Source organism: Nitrosomonadales bacterium (assembly GCA_016716325.1).
Classification (GTDB): Bacteria; Pseudomonadota; Gammaproteobacteria; order Burkholderiales; family Gallionellaceae; genus Gallionella.
The window spans coordinates 832,591-853,970 of sequence record JADJWO010000001.1 but is presented as its reverse complement, the minus strand read 5'-3'; the positions used below and the strand labels follow the sequence as shown (position 1 = coordinate 853,970).

General features: G+C 60.8%; 25 protein-coding genes. 7 read left to right on the top strand and 18 right to left on the bottom strand.

Going from position 1 to position 21,380, the window contains the following annotated elements; translation table 11 throughout:
* Nucleotides 1-5 precede the first annotated feature (5 nt).
* A complete protein-coding gene (locus tag IPM27_04035; GenBank protein ID MBK9160720.1) occupies nt 6-155 on the top strand; it encodes a hypothetical protein in 150 nt (49 codons plus the stop codon).
* Between the two features lie 23 nt (nt 156-178).
* Here IPM27_04035 and IPM27_04030 read toward each other — a convergent pair whose 3' ends face one another.
* Nucleotides 179-676 (bottom strand): cyclic nucleotide-binding domain-containing protein, encoded by a 498-nt coding sequence (locus tag IPM27_04030; protein ID MBK9160719.1) that lies wholly within the window; start codon nt 674-676, stop codon nt 179-181.
* A gap of 101 nt (nt 677-777) precedes the next feature.
* On the opposite strand from IPM27_04030, the gene IPM27_04025 reads away from it, so the two are divergent.
* Entirely contained in the window at nt 778-1,662 is an 885-nt protein-coding gene (locus IPM27_04025; GenBank protein MBK9160718.1) for a DUF3025 domain-containing protein, read from the top strand.
* Here the strand turns inward: IPM27_04025 and IPM27_04020 are convergent.
* The 11 genes from IPM27_04020 to IPM27_03970 form a co-directional block, all read right to left on the bottom strand.
* On the bottom strand, nt 1,587-2,984 hold the full coding sequence (locus tag IPM27_04020) for an FAD-dependent oxidoreductase (GenBank protein ID MBK9160717.1): 1,398 nt from the start codon (nt 2,982-2,984) through the stop codon (nt 1,587-1,589). The genes IPM27_04025 and IPM27_04020 overlap by 76 nt on opposite strands.
* A 53-nt stretch (nt 2,985-3,037) precedes the next feature.
* Complete coding sequence (locus IPM27_04015) at nt 3,038-3,403, bottom strand: DUF559 domain-containing protein (protein MBK9160716.1); 366 nt, start codon at nt 3,401-3,403, stop codon at nt 3,038-3,040.
* Between the two features lie 50 nt (nt 3,404-3,453).
* Nucleotides 3,454-4,287, bottom strand: coding sequence for a presqualene diphosphate synthase HpnD (gene hpnD / locus IPM27_04010; protein MBK9160715.1), 834 nt, complete (start codon nt 4,285-4,287; stop codon nt 3,454-3,456).
* A 6-nt stretch (nt 4,288-4,293) separates the two neighbouring features.
* Entirely contained in the window at nt 4,294-5,106 is an 813-nt protein-coding gene (hpnC, locus tag IPM27_04005; GenBank protein MBK9160714.1) for a squalene synthase HpnC, read from the bottom strand.
* Entirely contained in the window at nt 5,106-6,008 is a 903-nt protein-coding gene (gene prmB / locus IPM27_04000) for a 50S ribosomal protein L3 N(5)-glutamine methyltransferase (protein ID MBK9160713.1), read from the bottom strand. The genes hpnC and prmB overlap by 1 nt, the downstream gene beginning before the upstream one ends.
* The gene (locus IPM27_03995) at nt 6,008-6,205 is read right to left on the bottom strand and encodes a hypothetical protein (GenBank protein MBK9160712.1); all 198 of its coding nucleotides are present in this window, start codon (nt 6,203-6,205) and stop codon (nt 6,008-6,010) included. The genes prmB and IPM27_03995 overlap by 1 nt, the downstream gene beginning before the upstream one ends.
* Nucleotides 6,202-7,332, bottom strand: coding sequence for a succinyl-diaminopimelate desuccinylase (gene dapE, locus IPM27_03990; protein MBK9160711.1), 1,131 nt, complete (start codon nt 7,330-7,332; stop codon nt 6,202-6,204). Before dapE ends, IPM27_03995 begins: the two co-directional genes overlap by 4 nt.
* On the bottom strand, nt 7,329-7,676 hold the full coding sequence (locus IPM27_03985) for an ArsC family reductase (GenBank protein ID MBK9160710.1): 348 nt from the start codon (nt 7,674-7,676) through the stop codon (nt 7,329-7,331). Before IPM27_03985 ends, dapE begins: the two co-directional genes overlap by 4 nt.
* Nucleotides 7,673-8,842 carry a PilT/PilU family type 4a pilus ATPase gene (locus IPM27_03980; protein MBK9160709.1) on the bottom strand — a complete coding sequence of 390 codons (1,170 nt, stop codon included), beginning with the start codon at nt 8,840-8,842 and terminating at the stop codon, nt 7,673-7,675. The genes IPM27_03985 and IPM27_03980 overlap by 4 nt, the downstream gene beginning before the upstream one ends.
* Nucleotides 8,843-8,918: 76 nt before the next feature.
* Nucleotides 8,919-9,740, bottom strand: coding sequence for a 2,3,4,5-tetrahydropyridine-2,6-dicarboxylate N-succinyltransferase (gene dapD / locus IPM27_03975; protein ID MBK9160708.1), 822 nt, complete (start codon nt 9,738-9,740; stop codon nt 8,919-8,921).
* Nucleotides 9,741-9,759: 19 nt separating this feature from the next.
* A complete protein-coding gene (locus IPM27_03970) occupies nt 9,760-11,061 on the bottom strand; it encodes a pyridoxal phosphate-dependent aminotransferase (protein MBK9160707.1) in 1,302 nt (433 codons plus the stop codon).
* 43 nt (nt 11,062-11,104) lie between these two features.
* Between IPM27_03970 and IPM27_03965 the strand changes: the two genes are divergently transcribed.
* Entirely contained in the window at nt 11,105-12,007 is a 903-nt protein-coding gene (locus tag IPM27_03965) for a DMT family transporter (protein MBK9160706.1), read from the top strand.
* 67 nt (nt 12,008-12,074) lie between these two features.
* A complete protein-coding gene (locus IPM27_03960; protein MBK9160705.1) occupies nt 12,075-12,989 on the top strand; it encodes an HD domain-containing protein in 915 nt (304 codons plus the stop codon).
* A gap of 22 nt (nt 12,990-13,011) precedes the next feature.
* On the opposite strand, the gene IPM27_03955 is transcribed toward IPM27_03960, so the two are convergent.
* A complete protein-coding gene (locus IPM27_03955) occupies nt 13,012-13,821 on the bottom strand; it encodes a GGDEF domain-containing protein (protein ID MBK9160704.1) in 810 nt (269 codons plus the stop codon).
* A gap of 294 nt (nt 13,822-14,115) precedes the next feature.
* Here IPM27_03955 and IPM27_03950 point away from each other — a divergent pair, with 294 nt between their 5' ends.
* Complete coding sequence (locus IPM27_03950; GenBank protein ID MBK9160703.1) at nt 14,116-14,400, top strand: acylphosphatase; 285 nt, start codon at nt 14,116-14,118, stop codon at nt 14,398-14,400.
* Nucleotides 14,401-14,473: 73 nt separating this feature from the next.
* On the opposite strand, the gene IPM27_03945 is transcribed toward IPM27_03950, so the two are convergent.
* The gene (locus IPM27_03945; protein MBK9160702.1) at nt 14,474-15,268 is read right to left on the bottom strand and encodes a DUF3014 domain-containing protein; all 795 of its coding nucleotides are present in this window, start codon (nt 15,266-15,268) and stop codon (nt 14,474-14,476) included.
* 31 nt (nt 15,269-15,299) lie between these two features.
* Nucleotides 15,300-16,346 carry a class I fructose-bisphosphate aldolase gene (locus tag IPM27_03940; GenBank protein ID MBK9160701.1) on the bottom strand — a complete coding sequence of 349 codons (1,047 nt, stop codon included), beginning with the start codon at nt 16,344-16,346 and terminating at the stop codon, nt 15,300-15,302.
* 92 nt (nt 16,347-16,438) lie between these two features.
* Between IPM27_03940 and purT the strand changes: the two genes are divergently transcribed.
* Entirely contained in the window at nt 16,439-17,707 is a 1,269-nt protein-coding gene (gene purT / locus IPM27_03935; protein ID MBK9160700.1) for a formate-dependent phosphoribosylglycinamide formyltransferase, read from the top strand.
* On the top strand, nt 17,707-18,078 hold the full coding sequence (locus tag IPM27_03930; GenBank protein MBK9160699.1) for a VOC family protein: 372 nt from the start codon (nt 17,707-17,709) through the stop codon (nt 18,076-18,078). Before purT ends, IPM27_03930 begins: the two co-directional genes overlap by 1 nt.
* Here IPM27_03930 and IPM27_03925 read toward each other — a convergent pair.
* From IPM27_03925 to IPM27_03915, 3 genes are all read right to left on the bottom strand, one after another.
* The gene (locus IPM27_03925; protein ID MBK9160698.1) at nt 18,075-19,355 is read right to left on the bottom strand and encodes a protein kinase; all 1,281 of its coding nucleotides are present in this window, start codon (nt 19,353-19,355) and stop codon (nt 18,075-18,077) included. The genes IPM27_03930 and IPM27_03925 overlap by 4 nt on opposite strands.
* Before the next feature lie 141 nt (nt 19,356-19,496).
* Nucleotides 19,497-20,285: an arylesterase gene (locus IPM27_03920; GenBank protein ID MBK9160697.1), complete on the bottom strand. Its 789-nt coding sequence runs from the start codon at nt 20,283-20,285 to the stop codon at nt 19,497-19,499.
* Between the two features lies 1 nt (nt 20,286).
* Nucleotides 20,287-21,321 (bottom strand): NADP(H)-dependent aldo-keto reductase, encoded by a 1,035-nt coding sequence (locus IPM27_03915; GenBank protein ID MBK9160696.1) that lies wholly within the window; start codon nt 21,319-21,321, stop codon nt 20,287-20,289.
* Nucleotides 21,322-21,380 lie beyond the last annotated feature (59 nt).

Genomic DNA, 21,380 nt, shown 5'->3' with positions numbered 1-21,380 from the left:
ACACCATGAAACAACTCACACTCGCTATCACCCTGCTGCACGGCATCAGGGTCGGCGATCATGTGCGCCTTGAAATAAGGCAGGGCGACAAGAAGCAGTGGATGATCGAACGGATCGGGAGAGAACAGGAGGGGAATGCCCTGCAGCAGCGCTGAAAGGCGCGGGCAGAGTCAGTCGATCAGTCGATCAGTTTGGCGATTAACTGATTGGCCAGTTGTAGTTTCCTGAACAGCGCCAGCAACAGCGCCTTGTCCATGTGGCGTCGAGCATCGCCCTGCAACTGGTCGATGCCCGACCGGGTCAGTTCGGCGGCGATGACCTGTCCGTCTGCCGTGACCGTCGCTGAGCGCGACACCTTTTCTTCGGAGAAGAATGCGCTTTCCCCGACACATTCCCCGCTGCGGATCGTGCCGAGGGTCTTGTTGTTGACCGACACGGTCGCGCTACCGAACACGATGATATAGAACGCATTCGTTTTCTCGCCCTCGACCGTGATTCGTTTCCCCGGGGCGAAAGTCTTCAGTTCGATTTGCCGCGCGATGCCGGCGAGCGATTCGCCCGGGACCGGATTGAAGAAGGAGCATTCGCGCAGTGCGTTGAATTTGTCCGAGGAGACCTCGTCGAAACGCCTGGTGAAACTGGCGAGACTGGCTTCGATGTCGTCGAATTCGTTCATGTCGGGCCTCCGGTTCAGTGGGTAAGCTCTTCGGGCGCGGATAAATTACCACAAGCGGCGGGCGGTGTGTTGTGCCGCGCGATTCGGCTAAACTGGCGGACATGGACAAGAGAATAGAATGGGACAGGGAATCGTTGCTGCGCTCGCCGCTGTTCCTGCCGCTGCATCCCGTGATCGCAAGCCTGGGCGGGAACGGCTTTCCCTCACTGCGTGATTTCAATGCGCTGCTGGATGCGCATCGGCCCGCCATCGCGGTACGCAGCGGGCAACCCCTGCGCTTCGTCGAGCAGCAATACGGCAAGCTGCCTTTCGAAGCGCAATACGAGCCGCGCTGCTACCTTGGGGGCGAGGTGCCGACGCGTCCGGACAACTGGCACGACCTGTTCAACGCGCTGGTATGGCTCGTTTTTCCCCAAGCCAAGGCGGCGATCAACGAACGCCATTACCGGGTGCTGACCGGCGCAGACGGTGTGGAGGCGGCGGCGCGCAGCCAGCGCGGCGCGACGCGCGACGCGATCACGTTGCTGGACGAGTCGGGCGTCATTGTTCCTTGTGCGGATGACGGACTGGCCGACCTGCTGCTCGGCTTTCAGTGGAAAGAGCTGTTCTGGCGGAGGCGCGCTTTGGTTCGTGAGAATATGGGCTTCTTCATCTTCGGTCATGGCCTTCATGAGAAGGCGCTGCATCCCTATGTGGGCATGACCGGGCAGGGGTTGCTGCTGCCCGTGGAGCCGAACTTCTTTGGCTGGCCGCTTATGGAACAGCTGGCGTATCTGGATGGCAGGCTGGCGGATTACCTGTCGGTGGCGGAGCATTGTCGCAGCACCCGCGAACTGACGCCGGTGCCGCTGCTCGGTGTGCCGGGCTGGGCGGCGGAGAATGCGCAGGAAACGTATTACGACAATACGGATTACTTCCGCGCAGGGAGGCAGAGCCGGGCGCAGCGCACTCCGCCGAGTACCGCGCCTTCCAGCGTCGCCGGATAATCGCCCGCAGTGTAGTCGCCGGCCAGCAGCAGGTTGGGGATGGCGGTCTGTTGCGCGGGGCGCTGCAGGTCGGGCGAGCAACAGAAGGTGGCGCGCTTCTCGGCGATGACCTTGTGCCATTGCGGCAGTTCGGCGATGCCGAATTCCTCGCGCAGTTCGGCGATCACTTTCTGCGCCAGTTCATCCTGCGGCAATTCCTGATGGATGCCTTCCGCGCTGATCACGGCGGCAATCAGCCCGTGTTGGCCGGCGATCCTTCCCTTGTCGAACAGCCACTGGCTGTAGCGCCGGTGCAGGCCGATCATCGGATGCGGCAGGGTGACTTCGGCGGGATATTGCAGATACACGGTGTAGATCGGCTGCTGCTCCAGAGCATCGATCTGCGCGACGCTGTCCGCCGTCGCGACGAGCGGGCGCAACAGTCTGGCCGCATTCACCGGCGGCGCGGCGCAGATGACATGGCTGAATGTATGCGTGCCGTTCGCGGTGACTATCTCGATGCCATCCTCTTTCGGATGGATGCTTTCCACGCCGCACGCCATGTGCACCTTGCCACCGTGTCGTTCGACGAAGGCGGCGGCCCGCTGCGGGAACAGCGCGGTGAAGTCGAGTCGGGGAAGCAGCATGTCGCTGTCGGCGCGCTTGCGGTTCAGCGCGTCACGCAGCACGTTCAGCAGCACCTGCGCGGAGGCCTTGTTGATTGGCGTGTTCAGCGCGGCGATGCACAGCGGCTCCCACAGTTTCAGCGTGAGGTCGGCATCCTGCCCATGCCGGGCGAGCAATTCGGCGACGGTCATGTCCTGTTTCAGCCGGAATCGCATGCCGCGCAAGGTGAGCATGAAGCGCGCGGCATTCATGCGTTCGCCCCAGGTCAGGCCTTGCGCGCCGAGCAGCGCGGCCAGCAGGTGCAGCGGTGCGGGCAGGCGCGGTGCTTGCAGGGAGAAATGTCCGTGCAGGTCGAGCTGCAAAGGCAGACGCAGGAAGTCATGTTCGATGTTGCCGCCGACCCGTTCGATCAGGCGCAGCGTCTCGCGGTAGCAGCCGAGCAGCAGGTGCTGGCCGTTGTCCAGAGTCAAATAATCCCCCGGCAGGGGACGGTCGCCCTCTCCCCCTCCGGGGGAGAGTTGGAGAGAGGGGGTGGCAAGATGTGTTTTCCGCCGTACCGGGTTTGGAAGACGCACGCCGCGCGCGCGGCCGCCGAGCTGTTGCGCGCTCTCGAATACGGTGACGGGAATACCGTGGGCCGCAAGTTCGACGGCGGCGGCCATGCCGGCGTAACCGCCGCCGATGATTCCAACTCTTATGTTTGAGGATACATCCATAGTTTTTTGTGCAGTTTATTGCTCTATATTCCCTCCCCCTGTCAGGGGGAGGGTTAGGGTGGGGGTAAATCCTTCAATTTTTCTGTAACCTTGAACAGCACTCCATCCAGATTATCCAGTACATCGGTATTCCAGAATCTCAATACCTGCCAACCTTGCATCTGCATGAATGCACTTCGTTGTTCATCGTAGCTTTGTTGAGCTTGATGCTGTCCTCCATCCAATTCGATCACAAGTCTTCCTTCGATACAGGCAAAGTCCGCTATATATTTTCCAATGGGATGTGGGCGGCGGAATTTGTATCCGCCTAGCTGTCCGCCGCGTAATGCCTGCCACAATGTGCGTTCGACATATGTCATGTCACTTCGCAGTGATCTGGCATTTTTCGTTGTGTATGTTTTGATTCTATGGGTGGTCATCAGATATTACCCCCATCCTAACCTTCCCCCTGGGAGGGGGAAGGAATCAATCAATTCGTGAGCCATGCCTTGAAGGCCAGCCACAACTTGTAGGTCGGCGTCAGCGAGACACGCTCCTTCAGCACATGGCAGCCGCTGCGTTCGACTTCGTCCAGCACAGCCTGGTAGATCTCCGCCATGATCAGTCCGGCGCGTTGAGCCTTGCGGTCGGCGGCGGGCAGATGGTCGAACGCCTGCGCGTAATAGCGCCGTGCGCGCCCGATCTGGAACGCCATCAGTTGGTGGAAACCCTCGGTCTCGCGTGCATTGAGGATGTCGGCGGCGGTGACGCCGAACTGCTGCATCTCGTCCATCGGCAGGTAGATGCGGTTGCGTCGCGCGTCCTCGCCCACGTCGCGGATGATGTTGGTGAGCTGGAAGGCGATGCCGAGGTCGTGCGCGTACTTCAATGTCTCGCGGTCGGTGTAGCCGAATATCTCGGCCGACAGCAGCCCGACCACCGACGCGACGCGATAGCAATACAGTTGCAGCGACTTGAAATCGGCATAGCGCGGCTGGTCGAGGTCCATCTCCATACCGTCGATGATCTCCAGCAGGTGTTCCTGCGGCAGGTTGAACTGCTGCACCACCGGAATCAGCGCCTGGCACACGGGGTGGGTCGGCTTGCCGTTGTATACCGCTGCGGCTTCGCTACGCCACCAGTTGAGGGTGGTGCGTGCCACGCCCGCGTCGGAGCATTCGTCCACCACATCGTCCACTTCGCGGCAGAAGGCATACAGTGCCGTCATCGCGCGGCGCTTGTCCTGCGGCAGGAAGCGGAAGCTGCCGGTGAAGCTGGAGCCGCTCTGGCGGCATTTGTCTTCGCAGTACTGGTTCGGATCCATGGATTCTCAGAAGGGTGCGGACTTCGCCAGCATAATAACCCAGTCGTATGGCTTCAATACCGGACGCCGGCGGAACATGTCGTAGTCGGCGGCCTCCAGTTTGTCGAGGATGCGCAGGCCACCCGCGATGATCATGCGCATCTCCAGCCCGATGCGCCCGCTCAGGATGGTGCCCAGCGGCTTGCCATACAACATCATCTCGCGCGCACGCTGTACCTCGAACTGCATCAGTGCACGCCAGTTGTCATCGCAGCGCCCTTCGGCGATCTGTGCTTCGCTGACGCTGTATCGCACCAGGTCGTCCTGCGGAAGATACACGCGGCCTATGCTCCAGTCCCTGGCCACGTCCTGCCAGAAGTTGATGAGCTGCAACGAGGTGCAGATCGCGTCGGAATAGGCGAGGTTAACCGGTGTGGCTTCGCCGTACAGGTGCAGCAGCAGGGTGCCGACCGGGTTGGCCGAGCGGCGGCAGTAGTCGAGCACTTCGTCGAAATCGGCATAACGTTTTTTCACCACGTCCTGCGAAAAGGCGACGAGCAGGTCATGGAAAGGCTGCATCGGCAGATGGTGGCGATGGATCTCGTCAGTCAGGTTGCGGAACAGCGGGGTGAGGGGTGTTTCGTCGTTGGCGATGTGCGTGAGCTCGTCGCGGAATTCGTCGAGCTGGCCCAGGCGTTCCCCGTTTGCCAGATCGCCTTCGTCGGCGATGTCATCCGCCGCGCGGGCGAAATGGTAGATCGCCGCGACCGGCCTGCGCAGCCGCCTGGGCATGAGGATGGAGGCAACGGGGAAGTTCTCGTAATGGCCGACCGATGACATCAGAGCAGATCGTTCCTGTGCAACAAAAACACGAACTGGTCGCCGGCGCTGACCTCCAGCCAGGTGAACGGCAGGTCGGGATAGGCGGCTTCCAGCGCGTCGCGGTTGTGGCCGATCTCGACGACCAGCAGCCCGTCCTCGGTGAGATGGTCGGCGGCATGTTCGAGGATGACGCGGGTGGCGTCCAGCCCGTCGCTGCCGCTGCCCAGCGCGAGTACCGGCTCGTGCAGGTATTCCTGCGGCAGCGCGGCGACCGAGCCGGCATCCACATAGGGCGGGTTGCTGATGATCAGGTCGTAACGCCTGCGGCTCAGCGTGGCGAACAGGTCGGACTCGATCAGGTTGATGCGGTCACTCAAGTCGTAGTCGGAAACATTGCGTTCCGCGACCGCCAGTGCGGCGGGCGACAGATCCACCGCATCCACCTCGGAACAAGGGAAGGCATGGGCGGCGAGGACGGCGAGACAGCCGCTGCCGGTACACAGATCCAGCACGCTGCCGATCCCGTCCGGATCGACGACCCACGGCGCGAGTCGTTCGCGCAGCAGTTCGGCGATGAAGGAGCGCGGCACGATGACGCGCTCATCGACATAGAAACTGAATTCGCCGAGGAAGGCCTGGTGGGTCAGGTAGGCAGCCGGGATGCGCTGCTCGACCCGTTTCTCGATGATGTTCAACACCTCGAACAGCTCGGTATGGGTGAGGGTGGCGTCCATGAACGGTTCCAGCCGGTCCAGTGGCAGGTGCAGCGCGTGCAGGATGAGATAGGCCGCTTCGTCGTAGGCGTCATCGCTGCCGTGCCCGAAGAACAATCCTGCCTGGTTGAACCGGCTGACCGCGAAACGCAGACAGTCGCGCACGGTACGAAGATGTTGCGCCGCTTCCGAAAAATAATTGCTCATCAGTCGCCTCCACCGCCGCCGCCATCGCCGCCGCCATCGCAGTCGCTGTTGTCTTTGCAACTTGCCCCGGGCTGACCGGTGTCGCTCGAACTGCCCGTACTCCCGTCATTATTTCGATTGTTCTGATTGCCGCGGGCACGGGAGATGAGCCACACCACGAAGATGATGATCAGCAGTATGAATATGAACTTGGTCATTTTGTCAGCAACTTGACCAGTGTCAGGTAATAGATATCCGAGAGTGCGTCGAGGTCGGCAACGGCCACGCATTCGTTGAGCTTGTGGATGGTGGCGTTGAGCGGGCCGAGTTCGAGGACCTGCGGGCAGATGTCGGCGATGAAGCGCCCGTCCGATGTGCCGCCGCTGGTGGAAAGTTCGGTGTCGACGCCCGCAACCTGTTTGATCGCCCCCTCGACCGCATCCACCAGGTCGCCGCGCGGGGTAAGGTAGGGCTTGCCGGACATCTCCCATTCCAGTTCGTAATCCAGCCCGTGTTTATCGAGGATGGCGTGGACGCGTTCCTTGAGATCATCCGTCGTGCTTGCCGTGGAGTGGCGGAAGTTGAACAGGATCTCCACCGTGCCGGGGACGACGTTGGTCGCGCCGGTGCCGGCGTGGATGTTGGATATCTGCCACGAGGTCGGCGGGAAATATTCGTTGCCCTTGTCCCATTCGGTCGCCGCCAGTTCGGCGATGGCGGGCGCGGCCAGATGGATCGGGTTCTTCACCAGATGGGGGTAGGCGATGTGGCCTTGCACACCCTTGACGGTGAGCGTGCCGGACAGCGAACCGCGCCGGCCGTTCTTGATGGTGTCGCCGAGCTTGCTGACGCAGGTCGGTTCGCCGACGATGCAGTAATCGAGTAGTTCGCCCCGTTCCTGCAAGGCTTCGACCACGCGCACCGTACCGTCCACTGCTACGCCTTCCTCGTCCGAGGTCAGCAACAGGGCGATGGAGCCGCGATGTTGCGGGTGTACGCCGACGAACTTCTCGATGGCGGTGACGAAGGCGGCCAGCGAGCCCTTCATGTCGGCCGCGCCGCGCCCGTACAGCATGCCGTCGCGCACCGTGGGCGTGAACGGGTCGCTGTCCCACCGGTTCACCGGGCCGGTCGGCACCACGTCGGTATGTCCGGCGAAACAGACCAGGGGCGATGCGTCGCCGCGCCGGGCCCACAGGTTGTCCACTTCGCTGTGGCGCATCTTCTCCAGGTTAAAACCAAGCGGTGCGAGACGCGCGCCGATGATGTCGAGACAGCCGTCGTCCATCGGCGTGAGGGATTTGCGCGAGATAAGCCGCTTGGCCAGTTCCAGTGTGTCGCTCATTGCTTCAAGTTCTCGTATTCTGTTTCGTTGAACCCGGTCGCCAGCACCTTGCCGTCGTGCTCCAGCACCGGACGCTTGATGACATTGGGTTGTTCCAGCATCAGCGCCAGCGCCGCCGCATCGTCCTTGACCGAGTCTTTGACCTCCTGCGGCAGTTTGCCCCAGGTCGGGCCGGTCTTCTTCAGCAGTTTTTGCCAGCCGACCTGTTTGAGCCAGCCGGAAAGCATGGGTTTCGTGACGCCGTGTTTCCTGAAGTCGTGGAACTCGTATTCGACACCCCGTTGGTCCAGCCAGGCACGCGCCTTCTTCACCGTGCCGCAGTTGGGGATGCCGTACAGCTTCATTTCGGATCGTCCAGGTTGAGTTTGATGCCGCTGAAATCGGAGGGCTCGGCCTTGGCTTGCTGTGCCTCCTGCTCGGGTTGGTATGCCGGTATCTTCATGGTGCTGGTGCGCTCGGAGAAATCGAGCAGGGTGGCCAGGTTGCTGGCCGAATCGGCGTTGCGCATCGCTTCTTCCTTGGTGATCTCCCCGTTCTTGAACAGTTTGTACAGCGCCTGCTCGAAGGTCTGCGAGCCGGCCGAGACGCTCTTGTCGATGGCCTCGCGGATCTTGTCGATCTCGTCGTTCTTGATATGGTCGGCGATCAGCGAAGTATTCAGCAGGATCTCCACGGCGGGTACCTGCTTGCCGTGCACGTTGCGCACCAGCCGTTGCGAGATGACCGCGCGCAGGCACATCGACAGGTCGGACAGCACGCTCTGGCGCGAATCGTAGGGGAAGAAGTTCACGATGCGGTTCAGCGCGTGATAGCTGTTGTTGGCATGCAGCGTGGTCAGGCACAGATGGCCGGTCTGCGCGAAGATCAGCGCGTGCTTGAGCGTGTCGCGGTCGCGCACCTCGCCGATCATCAGCACGTCCGGCGCTTCGCGCATCCCGCTGGACAGCGCCTGTTCATACGACAGCGTGTCGGTGCCGATCTCGCGCTGGTTCACGATGGACTTGCCGTGGCCGAAGATGTATTCGACCGGGTCCTCGATGGTCAGGATATGGCCGCTCCTGGTCGCGTTGCGATGCTCGATCATCGAGGCGAGCGTGGTGGATTTTCCCGAACCGGTCGCGCCGACCACCAGCACCAGGCCGCGCTTTTCCATGATCAGTTCATTGAGCACCCTGGGCAGTTTCAGGTTCTCCGCGTTTTCGATCTTGCCCTTGACGTGGCGGATCACGATGGCGATGTCGCCGCGCTGGCGGAACACGTTGACGCGGAAACTGCCGACGCCGTCACCGCGGAACGAGAAATTCATCTCCATCTCGGCTTCGAACACCGGGATGCGCTTCGGCCCCATCAATTCATAGGCGATGCGCTTGATGATATCGGCATCCAGTAACTGCGAGTTGACCGGCATGGCGACACCGTCAATCTTGATGTTGACCGGCGCGCCGACCGAGAAGAACAGATCGGAAGCTTGTTTTTCTGCGGCGAGTTGCAATAACGGTGTAACGATCATTTTGTCACCTCGATTTCAGGATGAAGGATTCAGGGCGAGCGGCTGTTTCCTGAATCCTGTATCCCATATCCCGGGTTTAGATTCCCCTCAACAGCTCGTTGATGCCGACCTTGGACAGCGTTTTTTCGTCAACCTTCTTTACGATCACCGCGCAGTACAGGCTGTACTTCCCGTCCTTGGAAGGCAGGCTGCCGCTTACCACCACCGAGCCGGCGGGGACCCGCCCATAAGTGACTTCACCGGTCTCGCGGTCATATATTTTGGTGCTCTGGCCGATGAATACGCCCATCGAGATCACCACGTTGTCTTCGACGATCACACCTTCGACCACTTCGGAGCGCGCGCCGATGAAACAGTTGTCGCCGATGATGGTCGGGTTGGCCTGCACCGGCTCCAGCACGCCGCCGATGCCGACGCCGCCGGACAGGTGCACGTTCTTGCCGATCTGTGCGCAGGAGCCGACCGTCGCCCAGGTGTCCACCATGGTGCCTTCATCGACGTACGCGCCGATGTTCACATAGGAAGGCATCAGCACCACGTTCTTGCCGATGAATGCGCCACGGCGCGCGGCAGCGGGAGGCACGACGCGGAAGCCGCCTTCGCGGAAATCGCGGCTGTTGTAATCGGCGAACTTGGAGGGCACCTTGTCGTAGTAATTGGTGAAGCCGCCCTTGATGAAGTTGTTGTCTTCCAGGCGGAACGACAGCAGCACGGCTTTCTTCAGCCACTGGTGGGTGACCCAGTCGCCATTGATCTTTTCCGCGACGCGCAGCTTGCCCTGGTCGAGCTGGGCGATGACGTTGTCGATCGTCTCCTTGAGTTGTGCGTCGGCATTGCGCGGTGTGATCTCGGCGCGGCGTTCAAAGGCGGTCTCTATGATTTGCTGCAATTGATCCATGATGGTTTCCAGTAAGGTATTAGTTGAGCGTTGAAACGAATTGTGCGATGCGTTGCGCGGCCTCCACCGTTTCGGCGACTTCGGCGACCAGCGCCAGGCGTACGAAATTCTCGCCGGGATTGATGCCGTTCGCGGAGCGGGCCAGATAGCTGCCCGGCAACACGGTCACATTATAGTCACGATACAGGGCTTGCGCGAAAGCGGTGTCTGGAACCGGCGTGCGTATCCACAGGTAGAAACCCGCGTCCGGCAACGCGACTGGAAGCGCCGGTTCCAGAATCTTTGTCACCCGGGAGAATTTCTCGGCATACAGGCGGCGGTTCTCAGCGACATGCGCCTCGTCGTTCCATGCGGCGAGGCTGGCGGCCTGCACCGCCGGGTTCATCGCGCAGCCGTGGTAGGTGCGGTACAGGGTGAATTTTCCGACGATGGCCGCATCGCCTGCGACGAAGCCGGAACGCAGGCCCGGCACATTGGAGCGCTTGGACAGGCTGGAGAATACGAGCAGGTTCTTGTAATCGTCGCGTCCGAGCTGGTGTGCGGCCTGCAATGCGCCGAGCGGCTTGCGCCCGCGAGAGATCATCAGGTCTTTGGCTTCAGGTGTGGCGGTTGCTGCGTCCATCTCCGGGGTCACATCCCCGCTGCGCGGGGCCCCTGCTCCGCCCTCCGATGGTGCCTCGCCAAAATAGATCTCGGAATAGCATTCGTCCGAGGCGATCACGAAGCCGTGGCGATCGCTCATCTCGAACAGCGCCTGCCATTCCGCCAGGGTCGTCACGCGTCCGGTCGGGTTGCCCGGCGAGCACACGTAAACCAGTTGCGTGCGCGACCACACGGTTTCCGGCAGTTGCGCAAGGTCCGGTGCATAACCGTTTTCCGGCAGGGCGTTGAGGAAATGCGGTGTCGCGCCGGCCAGCAGGGCCGCGCCTTCATAGATCTGGTAGAACGGGTTGGGGCAGACCACTGCCGGGTCGGGCCTGCTGCGGTCGATCACCGCCTGCGCGAAAGCGAACAGCGCCTCGCGGCTGCCGTTCACCGGCAATATCTGCGTCTTCGCATCCGGCGCGGGAATCCCGTAGCGGTTTGCCAGCCATTCGGCGATCGCGCTACGCAGCGCGTCGCTGCCGGCGGTTGTGGGATAATTCGCCAGCCCGTCGAGACCCGCGACCAGCGCATCCTTGATGAATTGCGGTGTGGCATGCTTCGGCTCGCCGATGGACAGCCGGATCGGTTTCAGGGCCGCGTTCGGCGTCACTTCACCGAACAGTCCGGCGAGTTTCTGGAAAGGATAGGGCTGCAGGCGCTGTAATTCCGGGTTCATTGTTTTTTGCGGTCCGATCGGTGGCGAAAACGTTGTGCATTATATAAGGGGCGGCAAGTTGCCATCAAAACAAAATGCGTTGCCGATCGTCGGGGTGTTGAGCGGCGCGCTGGTGTGGGGTCTGATCTGGTTTCCCTACCGCGCGTTGCAGGATGCCGGCGTGTCCGGCGCGATGGCGACGCTGATCACTTATCTGCTGGCGATGCTGTGCGGCGCGTTCATGCTGCCGCGTGTGTGGCGCGAACGCTCCGCTTTCGGCTGGTGGGCATTGCTGCTGGTATTGAGCGCGGGCTGGACGAACTTCGGCTATGTGCTGGCGGTGCTGCACGGCGAAGTGATGCGCGTGCTGCTGTTGTTCTATCTCGCGCCGTTGTGGACCATCCTGTTTTCCTACTGGCTGCTGGGCGAGCGTCTCAACTTTTATGGCTATCTGGTCATCCTGTCATCTTTTTTCGGAGCGCTCATCATGCTGTGGGAGCCGGAACTCGGGGTGCCGTTGCCCGGTAATTTTGCGGAGTGGGCGGGTTTGTCTGCGGGCATGGGGTTCGCGCTGTCCAATGTGGTGTCGCGGCGCGCCGAACACATGAGCACCGAAATGAAGTCATACAGTGTCTGGGCCGGTACGGTCGTGCTGACTGCGCCGCTGCTGATCTGGCAGGGCGGATGGCAGGACCGGATGCTGGCGATCGATGGACAGTCCTGGTTGTTGCTCGGCCTGCTCGGCATCGTGCTGTGCGCCATCAGTTTCGCCATGCAGTATGCCCTTGCGCGCCTGCCGGCCAATCGCGCCATCGTTTTCCTGCTGTTCGAGCTGGTGGTGGCTGCCGTGTCATCCTATTTTCTGGCCGGTGAGGAGATGGAGTTGCGCGAATGGGTGGGTGCGGCACTGATCGTCTCTGCCAGCCTGCTTTCGGGGAAGTTGTATTCCAATGTGAACGAGGAGTAGACTGAGAGCTTAAATTTATTGACGCAGGGGCTGCCGAAAATGTCCCGTGACGAGAGGGTTTTCAAGAATGGAACATAAACCGACGCCTGACGAGATCGATGGTCTGTTCGACAACGAGGAGCCGGCGATCGTATGGGGCAAGGCGCGTGACCTCGTCCGGCGCATGAGCCCCGATTACGATTTCACGCTCATCCAGAGCGTGTATGAGGATGTCCTGCGGCTGTTCGGGGGTGAATATCCGGGCTATGCTCCCATCGGGACGCCATACCACGACCTGCCGCATACGCTGGGGGCGTTGCTGTGCGCGGTGAGGATCATGCATGGCATGCATGTCTCCGGGAAGAAGCTGACGGACGGGGAGATCGCACTGGTGATCATCGCCATCCTGATGCACGATGTCGGCTATTCACAGCGCAGGGGAGAGGAAAGCGGAACCGGCGCGCAGTACACGCAGACACACGTCCAGCGCGGTATCGAGTTTGTGCGGCAATATTCCATCGACCACAAGCTGCCTTCCGACGTGGCCTCTCTGGCCGTCATGATCCTGGGAACCGAACATTTCCGTCCGTTCGATCAGATCGAATTCGTCAACGAACGGATGCGCATGCTGGGACGCATCGTGGTGACCGCCGACCTTACCGGGCAGATGGCCGACCGGATCTACCTGGAAAAGCTCCTGTTCCTGTATCTGGAGTTCAGGGAGGCCAAACTGGGCAACTACCGGAACATGCACGACCTGCTGTGCCAGACCAACCATTTCTACGAGATGGCGCGCCGTAAGCTGGACGGGCCGCTCGGGGGCATCTACAAGGAGTTGGTGTTCCACTTCAGGGATACGATGGGGGTCGACAACAACTATTACGTGGAATCCATCGAGAAGAACATGGCGTGCGTATCGAGAATCGCTGCGCGCGGCGAGGGCGAGTTCTTCAATATGCTCAAGCGCAGGGGGATAGCGGAAAAGGTGAAGTCGCTCATTTAATCTGCATCCCGGCAACGTGCGGTCATTGCGGGGCCGAATTTTTGTGAGCAATCTTGGCCGTATACATGATCTGGTCTGCTTCGCGCAATATCTCCTCGATGTTTCGATTGCGCCCGGTTTCGGATACGCAGCCGATCGAGACGGATATCGGCCAGCCGTGTTTTTCGAATTCCATGTGTGCGTCTTTCCTGATGCGATCCGAAACCGTCGTGCAACTGTCATGTTCCGTCTCGGGGAATAGCAGGACGAACTCGTCCCCGCCGATGCGGGCCAGGATATCGATCTTTCTGGAATTCTGTCTCAGGACATTGGCCAGCCGCTTGAGTGCCTTGTCGCCTGCGTCGTGACCGAACCGGTCGTTCAATGCCTTGAAATTATCGATATCGACGAACATCGCCGAGTAGGGCTTGCCGGTGCGTTCACTGCGGAGTTGCTCCACTTCGAATCGCTGCATGAACTCTGCCCGGTTGTTCAGTTTGGTCAGGTGATCGCTTATTCCGTATTCACGTTCTTTCCATAGTCTGGCTACAACCCTGGCGAGGACGGTGAAGGTGACGCTGCGGGAAAAAGCGTTCAGCAGAAAGGCGGAAAGCGGGAAATCCGGATGCATCATCGCTTCGGCCACGCTCCAGGTGACGCCGGTGAATATCGCGAAATACAGGGGAATCTGCGAGTCGGTCCTGCGCATGGCCTGGATGGAACCCAGACGCGCCGCCTGAATGACGGGCAGACAGTAAAAGACGTCCAGCGAGACAGGTGAGTTGACCACCGCATAATCGAGCACGGTGATGATCACAACTTCCACGACAACCAGAGCCAGATTCCAGAACATCGTTACTCCCTGCGCATGATACTTGGCCTTGCTTTGAGGCATTGCGAGTTTCAGGAACAGATAGCGGCGTCATTGCAGACACACGCTTTCGCCGGATACATCATACCCCCAACTTTTAAGCCGATGTTGAGCATGAACGGCGAGGAATCCATGTGCTGCTTGAGGTCTATTGTCATTCTGGGGCGGGCAGCAAGCTTTATCTTTCCGGCAACGCGTTGCATACTTCGAGCGTAATTGTGAATCGATATCGGGCTGTTTTGCCCGCATGGAACGCTGACAGGCAGGTGGCGAATAATGAATGGTGTCCACATCGGGAAAACGTTGCATCTTGTCATTCACGGACGCGTGCAAGGCGTGTTCTTCCGCGACTCGATGCGCCGCGAAGCGCAAAGATGCGGGGTTGCGGGCTGGGTGCGCAATCGCGGCGATGGCACGGTAGAGGCGATGGTGCAGGGCGGTGCCGATGCCGTGGAGTCCATGCTGGACTGGGCGCGCCATGGACCGTCGCAAGCTCGCGTGGATCGGGTCGAGGTTACGCAGGGTACCGGCAGCTACGCCAGCTTCGACGTTCTTGCGTGAGTGCGCCGGCAGTTCCAGTCAACCGGTAAGCTGAATAGCATCAGCCACGCACAGCAAGGGTCGCATCAACCGGTCATGCGGGGTTTTCCACCTTCTGCTCGTGCATGTGCAGCAAAAGTTCCTGTTTGATTTCCTGAAGCCGGTCCTTGATATTCGTCCGGTTATTGCCACCCATGCGCATCAGGATGCGCTGGCCGATGGAGCGGTTCTCCAGGTCGGGATCGGCGTACAGGTAAAACACCTTGGGTCGAACCAGTTTCACCGGTTCCGCGATGTCCGGTGCGGCGATCAGGTCGTCGAGCGCCACGATCAGGCGGTCGTTGAAATATCGCTTGGGGTAGCCCAGTTCTTCGTAGGCCTGCTGGAACAGCGGATAGAGGCGGATATAAAGCTCGACCAGTTGTTTTGCATCGACCGCTGCGGCGATCTTTACATAGGGCGCGTAGCGAACCGCATTGTTCGGGCCGATGCGCCAGTCGCCCTCCGTCCCGGCGACGATAAAACTGCCCGGCACCCGTTTGACCGGTATCACGCGCATCGAGACCTCCTTGCGCGGCAGGTTGTCCACGGTGGCGACGATGTTTCGGATGAGTCGCTCGGTGATCAGGTATTCCATCAGGGATGGATTGCCGATCAAGCCGGACAGGGCTTTGAGCAAATAAGAGTCGCTTTCGTCCAGCGTGGGCAGCGCGGGTGCTTCCGGAGGGGCTTCGAGCACCTGGCGTACTTCCGGTTCGGGCGGCAGGGGAGGGGGTGGAGCCTGCACCGGCGCAGGGCCTGGCTGACTGGCCTGCCAGTAGACGTAACCGGCGACACTGCACAGCAGGATGATGATTGCGGCGACTGTCATGCGGAGATTCATTTTCATCGGGTCGCTCCCTGAAGGAATGTTGTTGACGTTATGCGAGTGTCACTTTCTGGTCCAGATACACATCCTGGATCGAATTCAATAGCGCCACGCCATCCTGCATCGGCTTCTGGAACGCCTTGCGCCCCGAGATCAGCCCCATGCCGCCGGCGCGCTTGTTGATCACGGCCGTTCTGACCGCCTGCGCCAGATCGTTGCTGCCCGAGGCTCCGCCGGAATTGATCATGCCGACGCGTCCCATGTAGCAGTTCGCCACCTGATAGCGCACCAGATCGATGGGGTGGTCGCTGGTCAGTTCGCTGTACACCCTGGAGCTGGTCTTGCCGAATTTGATCGCGTTGTAGCCGCCGTTGTTCTCGGCCATCTTCTGTTTCACGATGTCGGCATTGATGGTGACGGCCAGGTGGTTGGCCTGGCCGGTGAGGTCGGCGGAGACGTGATAGTCCTTGTCGGTCTTGAAAGCCGGGTTGCGCAGGTAGGCCCACAGGATGGTTGCCATGCCGAGTTCGTGCGCATGTTCGAACGCTTCGGAGACTTCCAGTATCTGGCGGCGCGCATGCTCGGAACCGTAGAACACTGTGGCGCCGACTGCTACCGCGCCCATGTCGAAGGCCTGATCCACACTGGCGAACAATGTCTGGTCGAACTCGTTGGGATAGGTCAGCAGCTCGTTGTGGTTGATCTTCACGATGAACGGTATCTTGTGCGCGTAGCGGCGTGCCACCGAACCCAGCACGCCGAGCGTGGAGGCCACGCCGTTGCAGCCGCCCTCGATGGCGAGGCTGACGATGTTCTCCGGGTCGAAATACATCGGGTTGGGTGCGAACGAGGCACCGCCGGAATGTTCCACGCCCTGATCGACCGGCAGCAGCGACAGATAACCGGTGTTGGCGAGCCGCCCATGCCCGTAGAGTGCCTGCAGGCTGCGCAACACGCCGGTCGGTCGATCCTTGATGGCGACCACGCGATCCACATAATCGGGGCCGGGCGGGTGTAACGATTCTTTGGGGATGCCGGTACAGCGATGTGCAAGCAGGGATTCTGCTTCTTCCCCCAACAGCTTGATGATGTCGGTCATGATCGTTCTCCTTGTGTAGCTGGGAATGGCATGTTCATGTTACTCCCCTGTGTATAATTTTGCCCACCCCCGAAACTTCCATGGATATCGTCATGAACCCGATCATACTCGGCACGCCGCTTGCGGCATCGGCAACCAGAGTCATGCTGCTCGGCAGCGGCGAACTCGGCAAGGAGGTCATCATCGCGCTGCAACGGCTGGGCGTGGAAGTCATCGCGGTGGATCGTTATGCGAACGCGCCCGGCCACCAGGTGGCGCACCGCGCCCATGTCATCAACATGGCGGACGGCGCGGCACTGCGCGCGCTCATCGAAAAAGAACAGCCGCACCTCATCGTGCCGGAGATCGAGGCGATCGCCACGGACATGCTGGTGCAGATCGAGAAGGAAGGGCTGGCGCGCGTCATCCCGACCGCACGCGCGGCACAGCTCACCATGAACCGCGAAGGCATCCGCCGCCTGGCGGCCGAGACATTGGGATTGCCGACCTCGCCCTACAAGTTCGCTAACAGCCTGGACGAGTTGCAGGCTGCCATTGATGGCGGCTGCGGAGGGGTGAGTGCGGAGCACTCGGGCACCCACCGGCGTCCCCCTTGCGGGGGCATCGGTTATCCCTGCATCGTCAAGCCGGTGATGTCATCCTCGGGCAAGGGACAGTCGAAGATCGACAACGCGAGCGAGGTTCAAGCAGCTTGGGACTACGCGGCCAGTGGATCGCGCGTGAACCAGGGACGGGTCATCGTGGAGGGTTTCATCGCTTTCGATTACGAGATCACCCTGCTCACCGTGCGTGCGGTCGGCGCAGAGGGCAAGATCGAGACGCATTTCTGCGAACCTGTCGGTCACGTGCAGGTGCAGGGTGACTATGTGGAAAGCTGGCAGCCGATGGCGATGACACCCGCAGCCCTGCAACGTTCGCACGAGATCGCAAAGAAAGTGACCGACGATCTGGGCGGGCTGGGGCTGTTCGGTGTGGAGTTATTTGTGAAAGGTGATGATGTGTGGTTCAGCGAGGTCAGCCCGCGCCCGCATGACACCGGCATGGTAACTATGTGTACGCAGCGTCTGAGCGAATTCGAATTGCATGCGCGCGCTATCCTCGGTTTGCCGGTTGATACCACGCTATGCGCCACGGGGGCCTCTGCCGTCATCTACGGTGGTATGGAGGAGAAAGGCATCGCTTTCAGGGGAGTGGATGATGCCTTGCGTGTGCCGGAGGTGGACATCCGGTTATTCGGTAAGCCGGAATCGTTCATGCGTCGCCGCATGGGGGTAGCACTGGCGACCGGCAGCGATACCGATGAGGCGCGGGCACGGGCGAAGCTGGCAGCAGGCAAAGTCATTCCGGTCAAACCATCATGATGATCACGGGCATCCACCATGCGACGTTCCTGACCAGCGATCTGTCGCGTTCGCGCGCCTTTTACGAAGGCGTGCTCGGCTTGCGCCCCGATCCGTCCCGTCCGGCGATGAGCTTCGAGGGCGTGTGGTACGACGTCGGGCCGAGCCAGCAACTGCACCTGATGTTGCTACCCGATCCCGAGGCGGGTTTGCAGCGTCCGGCGCACGGCGGACGCGACCGCCATGTGGCGCTGGGCGTGCAGGATTTTTCGCAACTGACGGCGCGACTGGATGAGGCGGGAGTGGCTTATACCTTGAGCCAGTCCGGGCGCTGTGCATTGTTCTGCCGCGATCCGGACCGGAACGCGCTGGAATTCATCGAGATCCGTTAGCTCAACAGGCTGGCGAAACGGTCGTCGGCCACGCGCAACCGGTCGGCCATGATCTTCAGGAAAGCCTTGCTGAAGTGCAACTGGCAATGGTCCGACAGGCTGGACAGGTGATCGGGTGTTATTTTCATCGTGGTCACGGCGGTCGCGGCGGTGACCGTGGCCGAGCGCGGCGTGAGCTTCCCGGCCACATAGGCCATTTCGCCGAAACTTTCCCCTGCGCGCACGGTGTTCAACAGTCGCCCGGCTTTTGTGACTGTCGCCATGCCCTGGGTGAGGATGTAGAAGTTTTCGCCTGGCTCGCCTTCGCGCATCAGAATCGTCTTGGGAACATGATGCTGCCACTCGACGATGTGCAGTATTTCCCAGAGCTCCTCGTCGGTAAACTCGGCGAACAAATTCATCTCGCGAAGGCTGGTGAATCTTGCCGCCTCGCTGACGGCGGCCTCCTTCTTCTCGAAAGAACCCGCCGATGCCAGATCCGCGCCGAACTCTTTCCAGTCCTGATAGCGTTTCTTGCGGTCCTTCTGCATGGCCCTGAGCACGATCTCTTCCAGCGGGACGGGCAGGTCGGGGCGCAGTTTTCTCGGGAGGATGATCTCGGAGTCGGTGATCTGCTTGGTCAGGGTGGCCATATCCTTGGCCGTATAAGGTGATCGTCCGGTCAGCAGCCGGTACATCACCACGCCGAGCGAAAAGATGTCGGTCTGGTGCGTCAATGTTTCGCCGTTGATCTGTTCGGGCGACATGTATCCGGGAGACCCGATGTTGCCGATCTGGGTCTGATCCATGCTCGGAACGATCGCGGCGCCCAGATCGGACACCTTGATCTCTCCGGATTTGGCCAGAAGGATATTGGCCGGCTTGATGTCGCGGTGGATCACCCCGTTGAATTGCGCGTAGTTCAGGGCGCGGCAACATTTGAAGATGATCTCGACGACGCGCGCGATATCCAGCAACCCTTTCGGTTCGGCGTGCTTCTCGAGTGTTCCGCCCTCGACGTATTCCATCACGATATAGCTGGATTCATCGTCGATCACCGCATCATAGATCGCGACGATATGCGGATGGGACAGCCGCCCCGCCAGCGATGCCTCGGTATTCAGCTGGTGCCGGTAGACTTTCCCGGCGCGCGGATCGTTCAGAATCTTCTGGTCCAGCACCTTGATGGCAACATTCCTTTCCGCAAAGGGATCGTGCGCCAGGTAGACCGTGCTGGTCGCCCCCTGTCCGAGTTTGCGGATGACCTGATATTTGCCGATGGTTGTTGTAGGGTTCATGTTCGTCGTGAGCGTAACAAGTGGCAATTCCGGTATGGAGGCGGTTTGCATTGCCAGCGGTGCAAAAGGGGCTACATTGTTGCGCATATCCGCGGATTTTGCGAGTGCGCCGGCGATTCCAGATGACGCGGGAAGGCGCGATTACCGGGCATACCCGATCGACTGCAGGGCGTCGAACAGTTTTCCGGACAACAGTACATGGCCTTCGGCATTCGGGTGCAGCGGGTCGCCCTTCATTTTCGGATCGGACAGCACCTCGGCGACGGCATCCTCGATCAGCGGAACATGCTGCGCATCGGCCACTTGCCGGTAGAAATCGGGCGGCGACAGATTCTGGAAAACGGCGCCCGCGAGACTGGGCTTCGGCGTGGCCAGCAGTACCGGCTTCGCCCCGTGCTGCCGGACAAGCCCGATGATCTGTTCCAGGTTGGCGACGGTCTCTTCCTCGGGCAGATGGCGCAGCATGTCGTTCCCGCCCAGTGTCACCAATACCAACGCGGGGTCGTGCTGGTCGAGCAGCCCCGGCAGGCGCTTCAAGGCATCGCTGCTCGTGTTGCCGTTGATCCCGCCGTTGATGATGTCCCATCCCGTCCGGCTCGCCAGCAGGGCGGGCCATGCCTCTTCGGCAGACACGCCGGCCCCGGCGGTCAGGCTGTCACCCAGCGCCAGGACCGTGCTGCCGGCAGGGAGCGCGGTCTCGCCCGCCTTCTCGCCGCAGGCAACCGCCAGCAGGGCAAGGGCGGCCAACAGGAACCGCTGCCATGTCGACTTATGGGAACGCTGAACAAGTCTGTTTTTGTCGTTCCCGCGCAAAGGGGTAAGCAGGCAAGTCGCGTAGCGGCTGCTCGCAAAGCGGGAACCCAGTCGAATCAACAAGGTGGATTCCCGCTTTCGCGGGAATGACGACTTAATCAGCGCATCCTTATGCATATCAGGGTGCCGGGTTCGGATACCGTTGATGCACGGCCTCGATCTTTTCCATCATTTCCGCCGACAGCATCACTTCCGCACTGTCCAGATTCTCCTTCAACTGATCCAGGCTCGTCGCGCCGAGTATCACACTGGCGGTGAACCAGCGCGTGCGCGCAAAAGCCAGCGCCATCGTCGCAGGGCTCATCCCGGCCTCGCGGGCGATGCGCACGTACTCCCTGCTGGCGACCGGGACGTTGGGCTTGTTGTAGCGCTGGCCGAAACCGGGGAACAGCGTGACGCGTCCTTTGGCCTCCGGGGCATCCAGGTATTTCCCGGTGAGCCAGCCGAACGCCAGCGGACTGTAGGCGAGCAGGCCGACGTTCGCATGGCGGCAGACTTCCGCGAGGCCGTTCTCGTAGGTGCGGTTCATCAGGTGGTAGGCATTCTGGATCGAGACGATCTTCGGTAATCCCGCCTGTGCAGCGCAGCGCACGAACTCCGCCACGCCCCACGGCGTCTCGTTGGACAGACCGATGTGGCGCACCTTGCCGGCCCGTACTAATTCCGCCAGCACCTGCAACTGCCCGATGATCGGCGTACTGTCGTGTTCCTGCGCGATGTCGTAACTTGTGCCGCCGAACATCGGCACATAGCGGTCCGGCCAATGGATCTGGTAAAGATCGACGTAGTCGGTCTGCAAGCGCTTCAGGCTGGCGTCGATCGCGGCATTGATGTGTTCGCGGTTGATGCGCGGGCCGTTGCGTATCCAGCCGAAGCCGCGCGACGGGCCGGCGATCTTGGTCGCGATGACCAACCTGTCGCGCTGCTGGTGCTTCAGCCAGGTGCCGATATAGCTCTCGGTACGATGCACCGTCTCGCCGCGCGGCGGCACCGGGTACATCTCCGCGGTATCGATGAAATTCACGCCGCGCGACACCGCGTAATCGAGTTGCGCGTGCGCATCCGTTTCGCTGTTCTGTTCGCCGAACGTCATCGTACCGAGACATAGCGCGGAAACGCGCAAATCGCTTGTGCCCAGTTGTCTGAGTTCCATCTGAGTCCTCCATGGATTGACGCTGACATTCTAGTCCAGATACAGCGCGGCTTCATCGT